The 19,129-nt window shown below is 52.9% G+C and carries 18 protein-coding genes; 9 read left to right on the top strand and 9 right to left on the bottom strand.

Annotated elements, in window-relative coordinates; all coding sequences use genetic code 11:
* The first annotated feature begins 25 nt into the window (after nucleotides 1–25).
* Nucleotides 26–1,150, top strand: coding sequence for an S-(hydroxymethyl)glutathione dehydrogenase/class III alcohol dehydrogenase (locus tag QRY16_RS08580; RefSeq protein WP_289776288.1), 1,125 nt, complete (start codon nucleotides 26–28; stop codon nucleotides 1,148–1,150).
* Nucleotides 1,151–1,162: 12 nt separating this feature from the next.
* The gene (fghA, locus tag QRY16_RS08575) at nucleotides 1,163–2,005 is read left to right on the top strand and encodes an S-formylglutathione hydrolase (RefSeq protein ID WP_289776287.1); all 843 of its coding nucleotides are present in this window, start codon (nucleotides 1,163–1,165) and stop codon (nucleotides 2,003–2,005) included.
* Nucleotides 2,006–2,033: 28 nt separating this feature from the next.
* Here the strand turns inward: fghA and QRY16_RS08570 are convergent, their stop codons facing one another.
* The 5 genes from QRY16_RS08570 to QRY16_RS08550 form a co-directional block, all read right to left on the bottom strand.
* On the bottom strand, nucleotides 2,034–2,822 hold the full coding sequence (locus tag QRY16_RS08570; protein ID WP_193404851.1) for an ABC transporter ATP-binding protein: 789 nt from the start codon (nucleotides 2,820–2,822) through the stop codon (nucleotides 2,034–2,036).
* The gene (locus tag QRY16_RS08565; protein WP_289776286.1) at nucleotides 2,819–3,895 is read right to left on the bottom strand and encodes a FecCD family ABC transporter permease; all 1,077 of its coding nucleotides are present in this window, start codon (nucleotides 3,893–3,895) and stop codon (nucleotides 2,819–2,821) included. The genes QRY16_RS08570 and QRY16_RS08565 overlap by 4 nt, the downstream gene beginning before the upstream one ends.
* A gap of 146 nt (nucleotides 3,896–4,041) precedes the next feature.
* Complete coding sequence (locus tag QRY16_RS08560) at nucleotides 4,042–5,508, bottom strand: amino acid permease (protein ID WP_289776285.1); 1,467 nt, start codon at nucleotides 5,506–5,508, stop codon at nucleotides 4,042–4,044.
* Between the two features lie 125 nt (nucleotides 5,509–5,633).
* Complete coding sequence (gene yieE / locus QRY16_RS08555; RefSeq protein WP_289776284.1) at nucleotides 5,634–6,500, bottom strand: DNA-binding transcriptional regulator YeiE; 867 nt, start codon at nucleotides 6,498–6,500, stop codon at nucleotides 5,634–5,636.
* Nucleotides 6,501–6,538: 38 nt separating this feature from the next.
* Nucleotides 6,539–6,868 carry a DUF1232 domain-containing protein gene (locus tag QRY16_RS08550; RefSeq protein WP_309249243.1) on the bottom strand — a complete coding sequence of 110 codons (330 nt, stop codon included), beginning with the start codon at nucleotides 6,866–6,868 and terminating at the stop codon, nucleotides 6,539–6,541.
* 103 nt (nucleotides 6,869–6,971) lie between these two features.
* On the opposite strand from QRY16_RS08550, the gene QRY16_RS08545 reads away from it, so the two are divergent.
* Together QRY16_RS08545 and nfo are read left to right on the top strand one after the other, a co-directional pair.
* Nucleotides 6,972–8,027 (top strand): YeiH family protein, encoded by a 1,056-nt coding sequence (locus tag QRY16_RS08545; RefSeq protein WP_289776283.1) that lies wholly within the window; start codon nucleotides 6,972–6,974, stop codon nucleotides 8,025–8,027.
* Between the two features lie 54 nt (nucleotides 8,028–8,081).
* A complete protein-coding gene (nfo, locus tag QRY16_RS08540; RefSeq protein ID WP_289776282.1) occupies nucleotides 8,082–8,927 on the top strand; it encodes a deoxyribonuclease IV in 846 nt (281 codons plus the stop codon).
* A 36-nt stretch (nucleotides 8,928–8,963) separates the two neighbouring features.
* Here the strand turns inward: nfo and fruA are convergent, their stop codons facing one another.
* The 4 genes from fruA to QRY16_RS08520 all read right to left on the bottom strand — a co-directional run bounded on the left by fruA (nucleotide 8,964) and on the right by QRY16_RS08520 (nucleotide 13,255).
* Nucleotides 8,964–10,646: a PTS fructose transporter subunit IIBC gene (fruA, locus tag QRY16_RS08535; protein WP_289776281.1), complete on the bottom strand. Its 1,683-nt coding sequence runs from the start codon at nucleotides 10,644–10,646 to the stop codon at nucleotides 8,964–8,966.
* A 16-nt stretch (nucleotides 10,647–10,662) separates the two neighbouring features.
* The gene (gene fruK / locus QRY16_RS08530; RefSeq protein WP_193404843.1) at nucleotides 10,663–11,601 is read right to left on the bottom strand and encodes a 1-phosphofructokinase; all 939 of its coding nucleotides are present in this window, start codon (nucleotides 11,599–11,601) and stop codon (nucleotides 10,663–10,665) included.
* Entirely contained in the window at nucleotides 11,598–12,728 is a 1,131-nt protein-coding gene (fruB, locus tag QRY16_RS08525) for a fused PTS fructose transporter subunit IIA/HPr protein (RefSeq protein WP_289776280.1), read from the bottom strand. Before fruB ends, fruK begins: the two co-directional genes overlap by 4 nt.
* A 272-nt stretch (nucleotides 12,729–13,000) precedes the next feature.
* Nucleotides 13,001–13,255, bottom strand: coding sequence for a YkgJ family cysteine cluster protein (locus QRY16_RS08520; RefSeq protein WP_193404841.1), 255 nt, complete (start codon nucleotides 13,253–13,255; stop codon nucleotides 13,001–13,003).
* Nucleotides 13,256–13,418: 163 nt separating this feature from the next.
* Here QRY16_RS08520 and yeiP point away from each other — a divergent pair, with 163 nt between their 5' ends.
* The 5 genes from yeiP to QRY16_RS08495 all read left to right on the top strand — a co-directional run bounded on the left by yeiP (nucleotide 13,419) and on the right by QRY16_RS08495 (nucleotide 19,127).
* Nucleotides 13,419–13,991: an elongation factor P-like protein YeiP gene (gene yeiP, locus QRY16_RS08515; RefSeq protein ID WP_193404840.1), complete on the top strand. Its 573-nt coding sequence runs from the start codon at nucleotides 13,419–13,421 to the stop codon at nucleotides 13,989–13,991.
* Nucleotides 13,992–14,069: 78 nt separating this feature from the next.
* Entirely contained in the window at nucleotides 14,070–15,050 is a 981-nt protein-coding gene (locus tag QRY16_RS08510; RefSeq protein ID WP_193404839.1) for a CobW family GTP-binding protein, read from the top strand.
* Between the two features lie 43 nt (nucleotides 15,051–15,093).
* Complete coding sequence (locus QRY16_RS08505) at nucleotides 15,094–15,801, top strand: phosphatase PAP2 family protein (RefSeq protein WP_289776279.1); 708 nt, start codon at nucleotides 15,094–15,096, stop codon at nucleotides 15,799–15,801.
* Between the two features lie 514 nt (nucleotides 15,802–16,315).
* Nucleotides 16,316–16,891 (top strand): bifunctional murein DD-endopeptidase/murein LD-carboxypeptidase, encoded by a 576-nt coding sequence (mepS, locus tag QRY16_RS08500; protein WP_193404837.1) that lies wholly within the window; start codon nucleotides 16,316–16,318, stop codon nucleotides 16,889–16,891.
* 430 nt (nucleotides 16,892–17,321) lie between these two features.
* Nucleotides 17,322–19,127, top strand: coding sequence for an extracellular solute-binding protein (locus tag QRY16_RS08495; RefSeq protein ID WP_289776297.1), 1,806 nt, complete (start codon nucleotides 17,322–17,324; stop codon nucleotides 19,125–19,127).
* The last annotated feature ends 2 nt before the right edge of the window (nucleotides 19,128–19,129 follow it).

Raw genomic sequence — 19,129 nt, 5'->3', positions numbered from 1 at the left:
TCACAATTGATTGAAGAGGGATTGCATGAACATGATCAAAACTCGTGCCGCCGTTGCCTGGGCCGCTGGCGAACCACTGAAAATTGAAGAAGTGGATTTAATGCCGCCACAAAAAGGCGAAGTGCTGGTACGTATCGTCGCGACGGGCGTGTGCCATACCGACGCCTACACCCTGTCCGGTAAAGATCCTGAAGGTGTGTTTCCGGCGATCCTGGGCCATGAAGGCGGCGGTATCGTGGAAGCGGTGGGCGAAGGGGTAACCAGCGTTGAGGTGGGTGATCATGTGATCCCGCTTTACACGCCAGAATGCGGCCAGTGTAAATTCTGTCTGTCTGGTAAAACCAACCTGTGCCAGGCAATCCGTACCACCCAGGGAAAGGGCCTGATGCCCGATGGCACCACCCGCTTCTTCAAAGATGGCAAACCTGTTTTCCATTATATGGGCACCTCAACCTTCTCTGAATACACTGTCATCCCAGAAATTTCGCTGGCGAAAATCAGTAAAGAAGCGCCGCTGGAAGAAGTGTGCCTGCTGGGCTGCGGCGTAACCACTGGCATGGGCGCGGTGATGAATACCGCCAAAGTGAAAGAAGGCGACACCGTGGCAATCTTTGGCCTGGGCGGAATTGGTTTGTCGGCAATTATCGGGGCGAAAATGGCGAAAGCCGGTCGCATTATCGGTATCGATCTCAATACCAGTAAATTCGATCTGGCACGTAAACTCGGTGCAACCGATCTGATCAATCCAAAAGATTATGAGAAGCCGATTCAGGAAGTGATTGTTGAGCTGACCGACGGCGGCGTAGAATTCTCGTTCGAATGTATTGGCAATGTCAATGTGATGCGTTCCGCGCTGGAATGCTGTCATAAAGGCTGGGGCGAATCCGTGATTATCGGCGTAGCAGGCGCCGGTGAAGAGATTTCAACCCGGCCATTCCAGCTGGTAACCGGCCGTGTCTGGCGCGGATCTGCCTTTGGTGGCGTAAAAGGCCGTAGCCAGTTACCCGGCATTGTGCAGGATTATCTTGACGGCAAATTTGCGCTGAACGATTTCATTACGCATACCATGCCGCTGGAAGAGATCAACGACGCTTTTGATCTGATGCATAACGGCAAATCCATTCGCTCAGTGGTGCACTTTAATAAGTAATCAGGAGAGGTTATGGCATCCACACTGGAGCTTCTGGAAGAACATCGTATTTTTGGCGGCTGGCAGCAGCGCTGGCGTCATCAGTCGGACGTACTGAACTGCCCGATGACGTTTAGTATTTACCTGCCAACGCCAAAAGGCGACGCCCCGCCGCCGGTAATCTGGTTTCTTGCCGGGCTAACCTGCAATGATGAGAATTTCACGACCAAAGCCGGTGCGCAACGCGTAGCGTCGGAGCTGGGATTGATGCTGATTATGCCGGACACCAGCCCGCGCGGCGATCGGGTGGCGAACGATGAAGGTTACGATCTGGGACAGGGGGCGGGATTTTATCTCAATGCCACACAACAGCCCTGGTCGAGCCATTTCCGCATGTTCGATTACCTGAGCCAGGAATTGCCTGCCCTGATCGCGAACAATTTTAAGGTCAGCGAACGTCAGTCAGTCATGGGACATTCAATGGGAGGACACGGCGCGCTCATGCTGGCGCTGCGTCTTGGCGGGCGCTTTGCTTCGGCTTCTGCGTTTGCGCCCATTGTGAATCCAGCTGAAGTTCCATGGGGACAAAAAGCGTTTCAGGCTTATCTGGGCGAGGACCGCACGGCATGGCGTGAATATGACAGTTGCCAGCTGATGCGTGAAGTGCAGCACCGGTTACCGATTCTGATCGATCAGGGCGACAGCGATCAGTTCCTGGCCGACCAGCTTCAGCCGGAGCGTCTGGATGCGATCGCTAAGGAGATGAATTTCCCCCTTACGCTGCGTATTCAACCGGGCTACGACCATAGCTACTTTTTTATCGCCAGCTTTGTGGAAGATCACCTGCGCTTTCATGCGCAACATTTGCTGGTGTAGAGCTGTAAGGGCCGGTTTTCGGCCCTTGTTATATCAGCCCTTCTGTCACTAACCCATCAATCATCACCTGCGGTACGCCACGCGAACAGTGTTCTATCCGTCCTTTAATGCCATAAACTTGCGCTAGCGTGTCCGGCGTAATCACGTTGTCTGGCTGACCTTCGGCGATTAACCTGCCCTCTTTCAGCATCAGCGCATGTTGCGCATGACGTAACGCGATATTGATGTCATGCAACACCACTACCGTCACGATATTGCGCTGGGCGGTTTCGCGCCGCAGTAGATCCATCACGTGAAACTGGTAATTCAAATCCAGCGCGCTGAGCGGCTCATCCAGTAACAGCAGTTCTGGACGGCGAATCAACGATTGCGCCAGGCCAACCAGCTGTTTCTGACCGCCTGAGAGCTGATCGAGATAACGCATCGCCAGATGCGCAATGCCTAACTGCGCCAGCAGATGCATAATTTCCGCTTCGCTGGCGGCGCGATACGCTCCCCCTGATGCGCGCTGTGCCACAATCACTGATTCCAGCACATGCAGATGTACGCCCGCTGGCAGCGACTGCGGCAAATACACCACGCGTTGCGCCCGGCGAGCAAAGGGCTGTTTCATTAACTCTTCGCCATTCAGCCACATTTCGCCGCGTCCCCGATTCAGACCTGCCAGCGCGCGTAATAACGTTGACTTGCCGCAGCCGTTCGGACCGAGTAGCACCGTGATTTTACCTGGCGGCAAGGCTGCCACGTCGAGATTGTTAATCACATTTCGTTTCGGGTAACCCGCGTTAACGCCACGTAAAATCAGCCCTTCCTTCATACATTCCCCCGATGGCGCAAAATAGTGCTAAGGAAGAACGGCACGCCCACCAGCGAAGTCACAATGCCAACCGAAATAATCACGCCGGGAATAAGATTTTTAGCGGCCACCGAAGCCACCGACAGCACCAGCGCGCCGGTTAACGCGCTGGCTGGCAGGTAAAAGCGGTGATCTTCGCCAAACATCAGGCGGGCAATATGCGGCGCAACCAGGCCGATAAAGCCAATCGGTCCCACAAATGCCACCGCCAGCGCAGAAAGAATGCTAATGCGCAGCAATGTTGCGAGGCGCAAACGACGCACGTCGATCCCGAAACTTACCGCACGGTCTTCACCCAGGCGCAGTGCGGTTAGCTTCCAGCTACTTAACATTGAGAATGGCATCAGAATGGTGAAGGCCGCGCTGAGCACACCCAGTTTTTCCCACGACGCGCGGGCCAGACTTCCCATGGTCCAAAAAACTAACCCCTGCAAGGTCTCTTCGCTGGCGATAAATTGCATCATTGAGACCAACGCATTAAACGTAAATACCAGCGCGATGCCAAACAGCACCACGCCAGACGAAGAAACGCGGCTCCAGCGCGTGACGCCATCCAGCATCAGCGCGGCAAACAGCGCAAACACAAACGCATTGGCAGAAATAAACCACTGTGCAGGGATACCGGGAAGGCCAATGCCTAAAATAATCGCCAGCGCTGCACCAAAGGCAGCAGCAGAGGAAACTCCCAGCGTGAAGGGGCTTGCCAGCGGGTTATTCAGGATGGTTTGCATTTCACCCCCTGCAAGGCCAAGCGAAAAACCGACGATGATGGCCATCAAGGCATAGGGCAGACGAATATCCCAGACGATAACGCGCGTTCCGGCATCCACGTTGTCGGGATGCAGCAGCGCATTTCCTAACGTAGGCAGTGAAAGCCCAGCCGGGCCGAGAGTGAAGTCGAGAACAAGCGAGGCCACAATGGCCAACAGCAACACGCCAATCCACAACATGCGGCGGCGCAATAGCCGCTGGTAGCGAAACATGGTGCTGTAATGTTGATCGCTTTCCGCGTCCGGTGAAGATTCCGTTGTCATGCTTAAACCCCGTGGTGGCGAGCGGGACAGTAAACGCAGCCACGCTAGTTTAGGTAATCCTTCTTCTCAATTCGATAAGGTAAACCGTGCGCTTAAAACAAAAAAGCGCGGTGTGAATGCACCGCGCTTTTTTCAGTCCGACATTGTTAGTCCTGATGCTGGGGAAATTCCATTTCACTGTACTTCACGAAACGGCTATTGCGCACCAGCCTGTAACCCAACCAGATAATCAGGAACAGCGGAATGCCAATATACGTTGCCGCCACGCCGTACCAGTCAATACTGTCGTTGAGAAAGGCCTGATAGTTTTGCCCCAGCGTGATAATTAAGCACAGCACAAAGGCAAAGATCGGCCCGAGCGGAAAGAAGCCGGAACGGTATGGCAAAGCATTCAGATCGCGGCCCTGAGCGACGTAACCCCGACGGAAGCGATAATGGCTGATAGCAATACCCAGCCAGGCAATAAAACCGGTCATGCCGGAGGTATTCAGCAGCCAGAGATACACTTCCTGATTGCCGAATTTTGAGGTGAGAAAACACAGCCCGGCCACCACGGTGGTTGCCCATAACGCGTTGCGCGGCACGCCACCTTTTGACAGCCTGGCGAAAATACGCGGCGCTTTACCTTCGCTCGCCAGGTTATAAAGCATACGCGTTGAGGCGTACATACCTGAGTTCCCCGCAGATAATACTGCTGTCAGGATCACTGCGTTCATTACCGCTGCTGCCGACAACAGACCGGCGTTTTGGAACACTAAGGTAAACGGGCTGACGCTAATATCTTTGATGTCATTGTGCAGCAATTGCGGATCGGTATAAGGCAGGATCAGGCTGATAATCAGGATAGCCAGCACATAGAACAGCAGGATTCGCCAGAATACCTGGCGTACTGCGCGCGGAATGTTTTTCGCCGGATCTTCAGATTCCCCCGCCGCGATACCGATCAGCTCGGTGCCCTGGAAGGAGAAACCAACAATCATTGCCACGCCAATCATCGCAGCAAATCCACCCGCAAATGGCGCATCGCCAACCTGCCAGTTATGCCAGCCCGCGTGCTCTGCGCCGCGCATAATGCCAGTAATCATCAGCACGCCAACCACAATAAAAATGATAACAGTGGCGACTTTGATCAGCGAAAACCAGTACTCCGCTTCACCAAACCCTTTCACCGAGATGTAGTTCAGCAGAAACATCAAACCGAGGAACAGCGCACTCCAGATCCAGCCTGGCGTGTCCGGGAACCAGTAGTTCATCACCAGTTGCGATGCGACCAGGTCAACCGCGATGGTGACCGCCCAGTTGTACCAGTAATTCCAGCCCAGGGCGAAACCAAAGCCTTCTTCAACATATTTCGCGCCGTAGGTAGCAAAAGAACCGGACACCGGCATAAATGCCGCCAGCTCGCCAAGGCTGGTCATCAGAAAATAGACCATCAATCCAATCAGCGCATAGGAGAGCAGCGCCCCGCCGGGTCCCGCCTGTGAAATGGTGGCGCCAGAAGCCACAAACAGACCGGTTCCTATGGAACCGCCAATGGCGATCATCGTCAGATGACGCGCTTTCAACGCACGTTTTAACGCAGGTTGTTGTGTTGTATTTGAGTCGTTATGCATGTGTAAACGCTACGTCAGGTAAAAATGAGGCGCGATTGTAGCAGCTAAGCCTGCTCTGTATAGCAAAGGTGCGCTGTTATAAGTTACCTTCATAATTTCTCTTACATTATTAGCCAGCCCCTGAGTTATTCCCGACAATAAGAGAGAAAACGCGTTAACGCTTTTGAAATGTGTTTTTGCCGATGATGGATGCGATAAAGGGTGCGCGTCAGCCGTGGCAGCGGGATTTGCAGCTCTACCAGCGTGCCGGCTTCAAGCAAATCGCTTATTACCCGACGCGACAAACAGCTGATGCCCATGCCGTGACGAACGGCGTGTTTGATGGCTTCCGAATTACCCAGCTCCATGCCAAGTTGAAAGGCAGGCAGATGCGACAACAGCAGATAATCGACGATTTCACGGGTGCCGGAACCGCGCTCGCGCAGGATCCAGGGCGCGGAGGCTAGCGTATCCAGCGTAACCGGCTGCTGCAAAATCCCGGCGTCTGGCGCGGCAAACACCACCAGCTCGTCTTCCAGCCAGGCTTCACTGACCAGATCAGACATGTGGCAGGGGCCTTCAATCAAGCCGACATCGACACGGAAATCAGATACCGCATTAATAACGTCCTGGCTATTTCCGACGCTCAGTTCCAGCGGTAATCCGGGGAAGTCACGACGATACCCCGCCATCATTCCCGGCAGTAAATAGTTGCCAATGGTGCTGCTGGCGAAGATACGTATCGCACCGTTATCTTCTTTAAACAGCTGCTCAATTTCACCCGCCTGCTCCAGTAATCCTACCGCACGCGGATAGAGTAAGCGGCCATGCTCGTTCAATACCAGCCGCTTGCCCACGCGATCAAACAGCTGCACGCCAAGCTGCCCTTCCAGATCCGCCAGCGCGGCGCTCACCGCAGACTGCGATAATGCTAAGATCTGTGAAGCCTGGGTTGTCGAACCGCTTTTTAATACTTCCGTAAACACTTCAATCTGACGCAGCGTAATATGCATGCGTTTTCCTCATATTACTTAATGCTTCACAAAATAAATCACCACGGCGAGCCAGATAAGCAACACCAAAAGTAACCCGAACGCGCGCGCTGAACTTCGGCCCGCCCGGCGGCGCTGCTATGGATTTCACGCGGCAGCAGCCTGAGCAAAATCATCACCCCCAGCGGAATAATAATGGCGTCATCCAGCAGGCCAACGATCGGGATAAAGTCAGGGTTGAAATCAATCGGGCTGATCGCATAGGCAGCCAGTCCTACAGCGACTATTCTGAACCACCAGGGTGTGCGCGGATCGCGGCAGGCGAACCACAGAATCAGAACATCTTTTTTAATTAAACTGGCCCAACGGCGAAGTCGTCCAAACAGCATATCTTCTGCCTTATCACTTATAGCGGTTAATATTAAATATATTATCAATTTCTCTTTTAAGCCAGACAGCGTCATGATCGGGTTTCAATCAGGAGCAACGATTATGGCCGAATTCAGTATTCACAAAACGCATTTGCCCTTCCAGCACTGGCTTTCCGGCTTATTACTGACCGCCTCGATTGGCGCTGCGGCGGCCTGGCTGGCACAACAGCCGTGGTTAAGCGGGTTAGGATTAGGGGCGCTGACGCTGGCTATCATGCTGGGCATCGTAGTGGGCAACAGTGTCTATTCACCGCTGGCATCACGCTGTGATGCGGGTGTGGTGTTAGCGAAACAAAAATTGCTGCGACTTGGCATCATCCTGTTTGGCTTTCGTATTACGTTGCAGCAAATCATGGATATTGGCGTCAGCGGCATTGTTATTGATACGCTGACATTAAGTAGCACCTTCTTAATGACCTGCCTGATCGGCCGACGATTACTAAAGCTGGATCGCGAAACTGTTTGGCTGATTGGCGCAGGGTGCAGCATTTGTGGCGCCGCAGCCGTATTAGCAACAGAACCGGTCGTTAAAGCTGCCCCGTCGAAAGTGGCGGTGGCGGTTGCTACCGTCGTGCTGTTTGGTACGTTAGCCATTTTTGTCTATCCGCTGCTGTGGCCGCTGGTTCAGAGCCTGTATCCTGCTCTCAGCCTGACGCAGTTTGGTATTTTTACCGGATCAACGGTTCATGAAGTGGCGCAGGTGGTTGCGGCGGGTCATGCGATGGGAGCGGATGCGGAAAACAGCGCGGTGATTACCAAAATGTTGCGCGTGATGATGCTGGCACCGTTTCTGTTATGTCTCGGCGGCGTACTGCGTCGCCATCAGCGCGGCACACAGTCGCGTGGACCGGTGACCTTTCCGTGGTTTGCCTTGCTGTTTGTGCTGGCCGCCATGTTCAACTCGCTGCATATTTTGCCGGTAAGCGCAGTAGCAATGCTGAATCAGCTGGCAAATCTGCTGCTGGCCATGGCAATGGCCGCGCTGGGCCTCACCACGCGTTTCAGCGCACTGCGTGATGCCGGCATCAAACCGCTGCTGTTGGGGGCCATAATATTTGTCTGGCTGATTGTTGGCGGCGGCAGCATCAATCTGCTGGTGCAACATTTCATGGGTTAAGCGCATCAGGTATTATGCCGGCACATCTGTGCATAGCGACTTCAGGAGATCGGCATGAAATATATTGGCGCACACGTCAGCGCGGCTGGTGGGGTAGACCAGGCAGTGATTCGCGCCCATGAGCTGGAAGCCACCGCCCTCGCTCTGTTTACCAAAAATCAGCGTCAGTGGAAAGCCGCCCCGCTTTCGACTCAGGTCATCGATGCTTTTCGCGCCGCCTGTGAAAAATATCATTACGGCCCGCAGCAAATTCTGCCGCACGACAGCTATCTGATTAACCTTGGCCATCCGGTGATGGAAGCGCTGGAAAAATCGCGTGAGGCGTTTTTGGATGAGATGCAGCGTGCCGAGCAGCTTGGCCTTACGCTGTTAAACTTCCATCCTGGCAGCCACTTGCAGCAGATAGATGAGCTGGCATGCCTGAAGCGTATCGGCGAGTCAATCAATAAGGCATTAGATAAAACCCACAACGTAACAGCGGTAATCGAGAATACCGCCGGTCAAGGTAGCAATTTAGGTTTTCGCTTTGAGCATCTGGCGACCATTATCGACCACGTTGAAGATAAATCGCGGGTTGGCGTATGTATTGATACCTGTCACGCTTTTGCGGGGGGTTATGATTTGCGTACGGAGGAGGCCTGCGTTGACACCTTTGCGGAATTTGAACGCATTGTCGGTTTTAAATATCTGCGCGGGATGCATCTCAACGATGCCAAAAGTGAACTGGGGAGTCGTGTTGATCGCCACAACAGCCTCGGTGAAGGCAATATTGGTAAAACGGTATTTAGCTGGCTAATGAAAGATCCGCGATTCGACGGCATTCCGCTGATTCTGGAAACCATCAACCCAGCTATCTGGAAAGATGAAATTGCCTGGCTGAAGTCCGAACAATCAACCTAAATGCTAAGGGAGCCAACCGGCTCCCTTATCTTAAGTTTACGCTTTGACCAGCTCGTCTTCAGGCCGTTTCAATACGGCGTAGCCCAGGCCCGCAATCACCGTGCCAGCCACAATCGCCACCAGGTAACCCAGTACAGGCGTGATAGCACCAGGGATCAACAGCACGAACAGGCCACCGTGCGGCGCCATCAGTTTAGCGCCCACCGCCATAGAGATAGCACCGGTTACCGCGCCGCCGATAATGCAACATGGCAGAACACGCATGGGATCACGCGCCGCAAACGGAATCGCCCCTTCGGAGATAAAGCATAAGCCCAACACCAGCGCAGCTTTGCCACCTTCCTGCTGACCTTTACTGAACTTGCGGCGTGCAACCAGCGTTGCCAGCCCCATCGACAACGGTGGCACCATACCCGCCGCCATAATCGCGGCCATTGGCGCGTAAGTTTGCGAACTCAGTAAACCCACACCAAACGCATACGCTACTTTGTTAACCGGGCCGCCCATGTCAGTACACATCATACCGCCAAGGATTGCGCCCAGCAGCACGGCGTTCGCGGTTCCCATATTCGCCAGCCAGCTGGTCAGGCCGCTCATGATGCCTGCAACCGGTTTGCCTACCACATAAATCATCAGCAGGCCGGTAATCAGGCTGGCAAACAGCGGAATGATTAAGATTGGCTTTAACGCTTCCATACTTTGCGGCAGCTTCACTTTACTACTGATCAGTCTGGCAGCGTAACCGGCAATAAAACCGGCGATGATGCCACCCAGGAAACCGGCGTTAATACTGGTCGCCAGCATACCGCCAATCAATCCCGGCGTCAGGCCAGGGCGGTCAGCAATGGAGAAGGCAATGAAACCCGCCAGTACCGGCACCATCAAAGCAAAGGCGCTGCCTCCTCCAATCTGCATCAATGCCGCAGCCAGCGTGCCCTGTTCTTTAAACGCGGTGATACCGAAGGCGAACGAGAGCGCAATACTTAAACCGCCCGCGACGACCATCGGCAGCATATAAGAGACGCCGGTCAACAGGTGACGATACGCGCCTGCGCCCTCTTTTTTCTCTTCCTGATTGTTATTGCCTTGCGCGCCAGACGGCTTGTACGGTTTCGCTTCTGCTACCGCTTTGTCCAGCTCCTGAGACGTTTTCTTCAGCGCTAAACCGGTTGAGGTGCGATACATCGGTTTACCGGCAAATTTTGCCAGATCGACTTCAATATCAGCCGCAACTATGACCAGATCGGCTGTAGCCACTTCTTCCGGGGTAATCGCATTACCGGCGCCGACCGAACCGCGGGTTTCCACTTTTACCCACCAGCCGCGTTTGGATGCTTCCGCCTGAATCGCCTCGGCCGCCATAAAAGTATGTGCTACGCCGGTTGGACAGGCCGTTACCGCCACGATACGTTTTTGCGCATTCGCTGGCGCTGCGGAAGCGGCTGGGGCCGTCTGCCAGGTTTTGGCTTCGTCTTTGGCGCGATGCAGAAACTGTTCTGGCGCGCGTACTGCCTGCTGTACATCGCCCAGCCATACCGCTTTACCATTTAGCGTCGCGTCATTGGGCACCTGATTACCGATAACGATAACCAGCTCAGCGTCAGCAGGCTTCTCAGTTATTGTCAGCCCGGCCTGGGCAGCCGCCGCGCTAAGGCGCTGTGTTGCCATGTAGGCAGAGGCCAGACCGAGTGTAGGATCTTTTATCAGCAGCGTTTTCATTATCGCTCTCCTGCTGTCAGTTAACGGGTTGTAAGTCGACGCGCGCCATCATCGCGGCCAACTGGGTACGATCGGACACACCGACGTTGCTCTGGCTGACGGCCATTGCCGCCACGGCTGTGGCAAGGCGCAAGGTGTGTTCGCTGGATTCACGCATCAGCAGGCCGTAAATCAGGCCGCCCACCATTGAATCGCCTGCGCCCACGGTGCTGACAACCTCGCACACCGGCGGTTTGGCGAGCCATTCGCCAGAGGCATTCACCCAAAGCGCGCCTTCAGCACCCAGCGAAATCACCACATGCGCAATGCCTTGCTCACGCAGCTCATGTGCGGCACCGATCACATCCTGCAGCGTTGGCAGTTTGCGGCCTGCCCAGATTTCCAGCTCGCGACGATTTGGCTTGACTAACCACGGCGCGGCTTTCAGGCCCGCCACCAACGCGGCGCGGCTGCTGTCAAAAATGATGCACGGACAGTGCGTGCGCAGCTCACTCATCCATCGGGTAAATGCGTCGGGGTCAACGCCTTCCGGCAGGCTGCCGCTGACGCAGACCATATCGAACTGACCCAGCCAGGTCAGCGAGTCGCTGGTAAAACGATCCCAGTCCTGCGGATTGACAGTAAAGCCCGAAAAATTCAGATCGGTTACGTCACCGGTTTGTTCGGTGAGTTTAACGTTGATGCGGGTACGGCCTGATACCACCTGAAAGCGATTAGCAATGCCTAGCTCGCTAAACAATTGCTGAAAGCCGTCCTGATTTTCTTTACCCAGGAAACCGCCGACGGTGACATCAATACCCAGATCTTTCAGCACCTTCGCCACGTTGATGCCTTTACCGGCCGCGTGTAATCCGGCGGTTTTTACCAGATTGACTTCGCCGCGTTCGATCTCCGGCGTATAGCCGACTAAATCGTAGGCTGGATTAAGTGTGATGGTTGCTACGCGCCTGCTCATGCTGCCCCCTCGCCCAGTCCGCTGTTGATCGCTTCTTCAATTGCGGTCAACGCTTGTTGTGCATCTTCTCCACTGACGGCGAAACGCAGGCGATGCCCTTTTTTGACACCAAGCGCCACAACTTTCATCAGGCTGCGGCCATTGGCTGGCTTACCGCTGCCATCAAGATTGGTGATGGTAACCTCACTATTAAACTGTTTGATCACGCTGACCAGCGCGGTTCCTGGACGTGCATGTAAACCATGCTCGTTACGGATGGTGAATTCGGCCGTTAACACCTCGGCCTGTTCATCAACATCACTGGTCAGCAGCGCGTAGACGCCCGCAGCATCCGCTTTCAATAAACGATCGGCTTTCTTGTTCAGCAACAAGGCGCTGAGATAGCCCAACACTTCTAAGGGTCGATCGTCGGTAGCAGCCACGTTTACCAGCATCGCGACTGATTCGCCCTGATAGTCGAAGGGGGTTGCTGCACGGCTTACCGCGATACCGCTGCGCAAGTTACCGCTGGCGCTGTCGCTCAGCCAGATGCCCTGACCGAGACTTAACGGCGCGGTCGTCACCACGCTGGCAACATAACCTGCATCAACCACGCCAGCAGCCTGTAAACGACCCGCGTTCAGCGCTTGCAGCGTCATTAAGTCATTGGCTGCAACCTCAACGCTGATCAAAGAGGTGTCAAAACTGAATTCAGCGGCTTGTTTTTCACCCATCAACAGCGCGCGTAGATCTTCAGCTGATGCGGTTTTAAGCTGACCGGCAATGCTGTCGTCGCTCAATACGTGGGTAAGCTGACGCAGCAGCGCCAGGTGTTCGTCAGATTTCGCTGCGATACCAATCGCGACGTAAGCGGTTTGATCTTCGCCCCAGCGAATACCCTGGGGAAACTGAAAGACCTGGACGCCGGTTTTCAACACCAAATCGCGGGTGTCGGTAGTGCCGTGGGGGATGGCGATCCCATTGCCAAGAAACGTCGAGGTTTGCTGTTCACGCGCCAGCATCCCATTAACGTAATCTTCCGCCACGTTGCCTGCAGCGGTAAGCGCTGCCGCAACCTGACGAATAGCGTCTTCTTTGTTTTGCGCACTGGCTCCGGTATGGATGGCCTGCAACTCGAGCTGGAACATAATTCTCCTCGCTTGCTGAAAATGAATCGTTTCAGCTTAATGGCGGCAACATTTTCTGAATAAGATCAGGAAGGCTTCGCAGACGATGCTGAAACGTTTCAAGGATTCTGGTGCAGTGAACGAAAGCAGGCAAGAAAATGCGCAAACGGCATAGCAGATTTTTGACGCTACGCACATTTCACCGGTTATTTAGGCGTTTATTAAATTTATGCTGACGCTTTGCTGTAACCACAGCGTCATCAACGACAGGAGAATCAGCAAACTTCAGCGAATTAAGGCGCGGTATCCGCTTCCAGCTTCAGCAGGAAGATCATGGCGTCATGGCGCGAAACACCGCACATTTCAGGTTGCGGCTGTAAGCCCGCACACACCGCAGGCCGCAAAGGGGATGCAAAGATTTTACAGCGTAGATTGTCATCAAGCTGGATGCACGGCGTGTTTGCTGGCTTGCCATTTGGCATACCCGGAATGGGCGAAGAGATGGAAGGCGCCGTACAGCAGGCGCCGCATTGGCTACGACATTGCATGTTGCGCTCCGGCCGGAAATTTCGTCGCGACAATAGCAGCCCAATACACTTTTTGCCATGCTTCTGTCAGCACAAATAAAAATTCCCGCGCGGCATATTGCCTGTTTTCATCCGCGCGAGTAACGTGACGCGCAATTTAATCTCAGAGAAAGCGAGAACTGCAATGCCAAAAGCCAATGAAATCAAAAAAGGAATGGCGGTAACCCATAATGGCAAGCTGCTACTGGTGAAAGATATTGATATTCAAAGCCCGAGCGCGCGTGGCGCCGCGACGCTGTATAAAATGCGTTTTACCGATGTTCGCACCGGCATGAAAGTAGAAGAGCGCTTTAAAGGCGACGATATTGTTGAAGCGATTTCGCTCAGCCGCCGCAGCGTCACCTTCTCTTATATCGATGGTGATGAATATGTATTTATGGACGATGAGGACTATACGCCTTTCACCTTCAAAAAAGAGCAGATTGAAGAGGAACTGCTGTTTATTCCTGAGGGCGGTATACCTGGCATCCATGTGCTGACGATGGATGGCCAGGTGCTGGCGTTAGAGCTGCCACAGACGGTGGATATGGAAATTGTTGATACCTCGCCGGGCATTAAAGGCGCCTCTGCCAGCGCACGCACTAAACCGGCAGGTATGAGTACCGGTTTAAGCATTCAGGTGCCGGAATACCTCAGCAATGGCGATCGCATCCGCATTCATGTCGCTGAACGTCGCTATATGAGTCGCGCAGATTAATTGCCCCGCCTTTTCGCCAACAAATAATGTTATAAGATAACATCTTACCGTTGGCGATTTTCTACCGGAGCTTTTCATATGACGCGCGTTAACCTTCTCACTGGCTTTCTCGGCAGCGGCAAAACCACCACCCTGATCCATCTGCTGGCACACAAACCTGAAAACGAAAACTGGGCGGTGCTGGTCAATGAGTTCGGTGAGATTGGTATTGATGGTGCGCTGTTAGCCGGTCACGGCGTGGCATTAAAAGAGATCCCAGGCGGCTGCATGTGCTGTGTCAACGGCCTGCCAATGCAGGTGGGGCTGAACATGCTGCTGAAACAAAGCAAACCGGATCGCCTGCTGATTGAACCCACTGGCCTGGGCCATCCACGCCAGTTGCTTACAATGCTGAGTTCGCCGGTCTATCAGGACTGGTTAGAACTCAACGCCACCATCACGCTTCTTGACGCACGCCAGCTTTCCGATGCGCGCGTAGTGGCAAATGAAAACTTTCGCGATCAGCTGGTGGCTGCGGATATTATCGTGGGAAATAAAAGCGACCGCTGGAGTGATAGCGATCGCCAGGCGTTACAGCGCTGGCAGACACAGTTTCTTGCCGATCGCCCGTTTGTCACCACGGCATTTGGTCAGATCTCAACGGCTTTGTTAGACACACCGCGCGGTCAGCCACGCGATATTCCGCAGCCGCAACATCATCATGCCTCAGCTTCTACCAGCGGAATGGCTGCGCTACGTCCTGAAGGCCCATCGCGCTGGCGTCGTGCGTTAAATGAAGGCCAGGGCTACGTTGCCTGTGGCTGGATTTTTGATAGCGAAACGGTGTTCGACACTATCCCGCTGCTGGAATGGGCACGCCTGGCACCCGTTGATCGGGTAAAAGGTGTGTTGCGGATCGCGGCTGGCGCGGTAAGCATTAATCGTCAAGGCGAGGACTGGCATATTGAAACACTCCCGACCGCGCCCCTCGACAGTCGGGTGGAGATGATCCATTCGCAGCCAGAGCCAGTTAACTGGAATAAACTACAATCCGCATTGTTGAAGTGCCGTTTATCCTAACCAGGTTAGGTTCTGCGGTTGTTTTTCAGTTATGAGTTGAATTATGGCCGCTTCCCGTCTTATTACAATCCTGTTGCTTAACGCACTGGGTGCTGTGTTGTTTTTATCCTGGTATTTACCGCCTGAACACGGTTTTTGGTTTGGCGTGGATAAAGCGATATTTTTTAGTTTTAACAAACAGATGGTCGCACATCCAGGCTTTGCCTTGCTGGTTGCGATGACTAATTTCCGTGGCTTTGATTTGATTTCACTGCTGGCAATGGGTTTGCTTTACCTGACTTTCTGGCGTCGTGAAACGCCGCAAGGTCGCCGCAAACTGTTGGCGATTGGCATCACCATGCTGCTGACGGCGGTTGTTCTCAACCAGCTTGGTCATTTATTGCCAGTACAACATGCCAGCCCAACGCTGTTTTTTGAAAATGTACATCGCGTCAGCGAACTCACGGGCATTCCTGCTAAGGACGCATCAAAAAACAGTTTTCCTGGCGATCATGGCATGATGCTGATCATCTTTGCCTGCTTTATGTGGCGCTATTTTGGTTTTCGACCATTTCTGATCGCTGCGGCTATTGTGATTATCTTCGCTCTGCCACGCATCATGGCGGGTGCGCACTGGTTTACTGATGTTGCCGTCGGTTCGCTTTCGATAATACTGGTGGGGTTAAGCTGGTGGCTATTAACGCCAGCGAGCGATGTGGTGGTGAACTGGTTTTATCGCAAGCTTCCTGCAAGACATAAGCGACAAGCGTAACTGATTAGCGCGGGCATTAAATCGGAGATTAACTGACCTGCCCGCGCTTATTAAAAACGAGAATATATTATTAGCAAACTAAGCAAAAGAACTAAAAGAAAAGATTATGACCGTGTTAGCGGCTAACGCGTCTGATGACCGCGTTGTCCAGCGTAAACATTCTTAAAAACCCGCCAGGACGAGAATTAACGCCAGTTTCCTCTGCTATTCCCTCCATTATTTCCTGTTAATTGCTAATAAATTAACCAGCATGTTACAGATTGATTTCACATCATAAAAACCTATAAAAATTTGACTAAAAGCACTCGCCACGGCGTCTGTAATCAGTTAACCTCAGTCGCAATGAGGCAACAGCAGCAGAAAATGCGGTCTTTTTTATCGTTAAATTGTGGGCATTAACACAATTTAGTAATTAAGGAATTGTCTTAGGCTGACTCGCTTATTAATCTCATTCCGTTTTGTCATCTGGCTGGCGACAATCTTGTCGTAAGGACATCGAAGGAAAACCCGAACAATGGTCAAATCTCAACCAATACTGAGATATATCTGGCGGATTGTGCCCGCAATGGCGCTGGCAACTCTGCTCTCAGCTTGTAGTAGTACTCATAACGGTCAGAACGCGAATAACGAGAAACATGAAGTTAACAACCAGAATGGTTTTTTACTTCAAGCGTCTCAGGATGAATTTGAAGAGATGGTACGCAACGTCGATGTTAAGTCGCGTATCATGGATCAATATGCCGTCTGGAAAGGTGTGCGCTATCGCCTTGGTGGTGAGACCAAACGGGGTATTGACTGCTCAGCCTTTGTTCAGCGTACCTTTCGCGAACAGTTTGGTTTAGAATTGCCGCGCTCAACTTCTCAGCAGAAGGATAGCGGCAGAGAAATTTCCCGTACGAAGTTGCGCCCAGGGGATCTTGTCCTGTTCCGTGCAGGTTCCACTGGTCGTCATGTTGGCATCTATCTTGGGAACGATAATTTCGTTCACGCGTCTACCAGTAGCGGTGTGATGATCTCCAGCCTGAACGACAGTTACTGGAAGAAGCGCTACCGTGAAGGACGCCGGGTGTTAAGCCGCAATCCAGGTTAAAACTCGGTTTCGGGCACCTTCTCAGCCAGAGAACATTAAAACGCTGCCGATGCAGCGTTTTTTTTCGCCTTTTGTTGCAAGCCTTAGCACTATGCGGAAAGGGGGTAATTAACCCGCCGGATAACGGTTATTTTCCTGTAAGTTAGCCGTTTACACTGAAGCAGCAGTGCGTTGATCTCCCTGTCATCCATCATAAATTGACTTCACGCGCTGACTTTGCCAAAAATCTGTGCAGATCACAGGACACGCTTTTAATTTCTCTGCCACGCTCGCTTTTATCGGCTGCTTATTTCCCTGCTAACCCATGCGAGGCGTGACGGTGATATACAGATTAAACCCGACTATTTTCAGTTTCACAGCGCCTAATCTGCCGTTATGCTTTGGTTATTGCTACCTTTGCGGCGGAAACCGATAAAAGAATGTCATGCTTATGCTGCTTCGCTTTGTAATCTTGCTGCTTTGCACGCTCGTTGCCCCGTTACAGGCGGCCACTATTCATGAAAGCTATGCCTTTGCTCAGCTGGGCGAGCCGAAGTATGCCGCCAACTTTACGCATTATGACTACGCGAATCCCGCTGCGCCCAGGGGTGGCAAAATCGTCATGGCCGTGACTGGCACCTACGATAACTTTAATCGCTACGCTTCACGCGGCAATCCCGGCGTCGGCACCGGCACGCTGTATGACGGCTTATTTACCACTTCCGATGATGAACCCGGTAGCTATTACCCGCTGATCGCGCAGTCAGCACGCTATCCCAGCGATTTTCACTGGATGGAAGTTAACATCAATCCACGTGCGCAATTCCAGGACGGTACGCCTGTCACCGCCAGCGATGTGGCCTTCACTTTTAAAAAGTTCATGCGTGAAGGCGTACCGCAATTTCGTGTGGTGTATAAAGGCGTCCGCGTTACAGCATTAAATCGCCTGACGGTACGTATTGATGTGCCGAAACCGGATAAAGATTTAATCCTCGGTTTGCTGACGCTACCGGTGATCCCTGAAAAATTCTGGCGGGATAAAAAATTCAACGAGCCACTGAGTTCGCCGCCGCTGTCGAGCGGACCTTATCGCATCAGCAACTGGAAGCTGGGTCAGTTTATTGAGTACAGCCGGGTAAAAAATTACTGGGCGGCTAACCTGCCGGTTAATCGTGGTCGTTTCAATTTCAATGTCATGCGTTACGATTATTATCTTGATGACAACGTGGCCTTTGAAGCGTTTAAAGCCGGAGCTTTTGATCTACGCGAAGAATCTTCAGCCAAAAAATGGGCGACGCAGTATCGCGGGCGCAACTTTGACAATCATCAAATCATTAAAGAAACCACGCCAAATAATGCTTCTACCGACACACGCTGGCTGGCTTTTAACAATGAAAAGCCACAGTTTAGCGATCGCCGCGTGCGCCAGGCGCTGAGCTTAACCTTGGATTTTGAGTGGATGAACAAAGCGCTGTTCTATGGGGCTTACAAACGCACCAGCAGTTATTTCCAAAATACTGAATATGCGGCATCCGGTTATCCCGATGCCGATCAGCTGGCGTTGCTGGCACCGTATAAAACACAACTACCGGCCGCATTGTTTACAGAAAAATATGCCCCGCCCCGCTCCAGTGGCAGCGGCTACGATCGTGCTGGTTTACTTAAGGCATTGGCACTACTGAAGCAGGCGGGATGGTCGATCAAAAATCAGCGACTGACTAATGATAAAACGGGTCAGCCATTTAATATTGAATTGTTATTGCGCGGCGGCAGCAGTAATGAATGGGCGCTGCCATTTCAACACAGCCTGGCACGCCTGGGTATCACGCTCACGCTGCGCCAGGTGGATACGTCGCAATATCTGCGACGTCTGCGTGAAGGTGATTACGACATGATCGGGTCGGTCTATTTAGCCATGCCAACGCCGTCAACCAACCTGCAAATGAACTGGCAGTCAGATTATATTCAGTCGTCGTGGAATACCGCCAGGGTGAAAGATCCCATCGTCGATCATTTCGTGAAAGCAATCGTGGCGCAACAGGGTAACGCCGACGCGCTGCTACCGCTCGGCCGGGCGCTGGATCGCATCCTGCTGTGGAATGCCTATATGATCCCCATGTGGTTCAATGCTGAACAGCGGCTGGCTTACTGGGATAAATTTTCACACCCTGCTATCAAACCGGCTTACAGTACCGGGCTGGATAACTGGTGGTATGACGTGAACAAAGCCGGACGATTACCGGCTGATCGACGCTAAGG

This window comes from Mixta mediterraneensis (assembly GCF_030283135.1).
In the GTDB taxonomy this organism is placed as follows: Bacteria; Pseudomonadota; Gammaproteobacteria; order Enterobacterales; family Enterobacteriaceae; genus Pantoea; species Pantoea mediterraneensis.
Note: the sequence above shows the minus strand (reverse complement) of the source record. Positions and strands in the feature narration are given on the sequence as shown.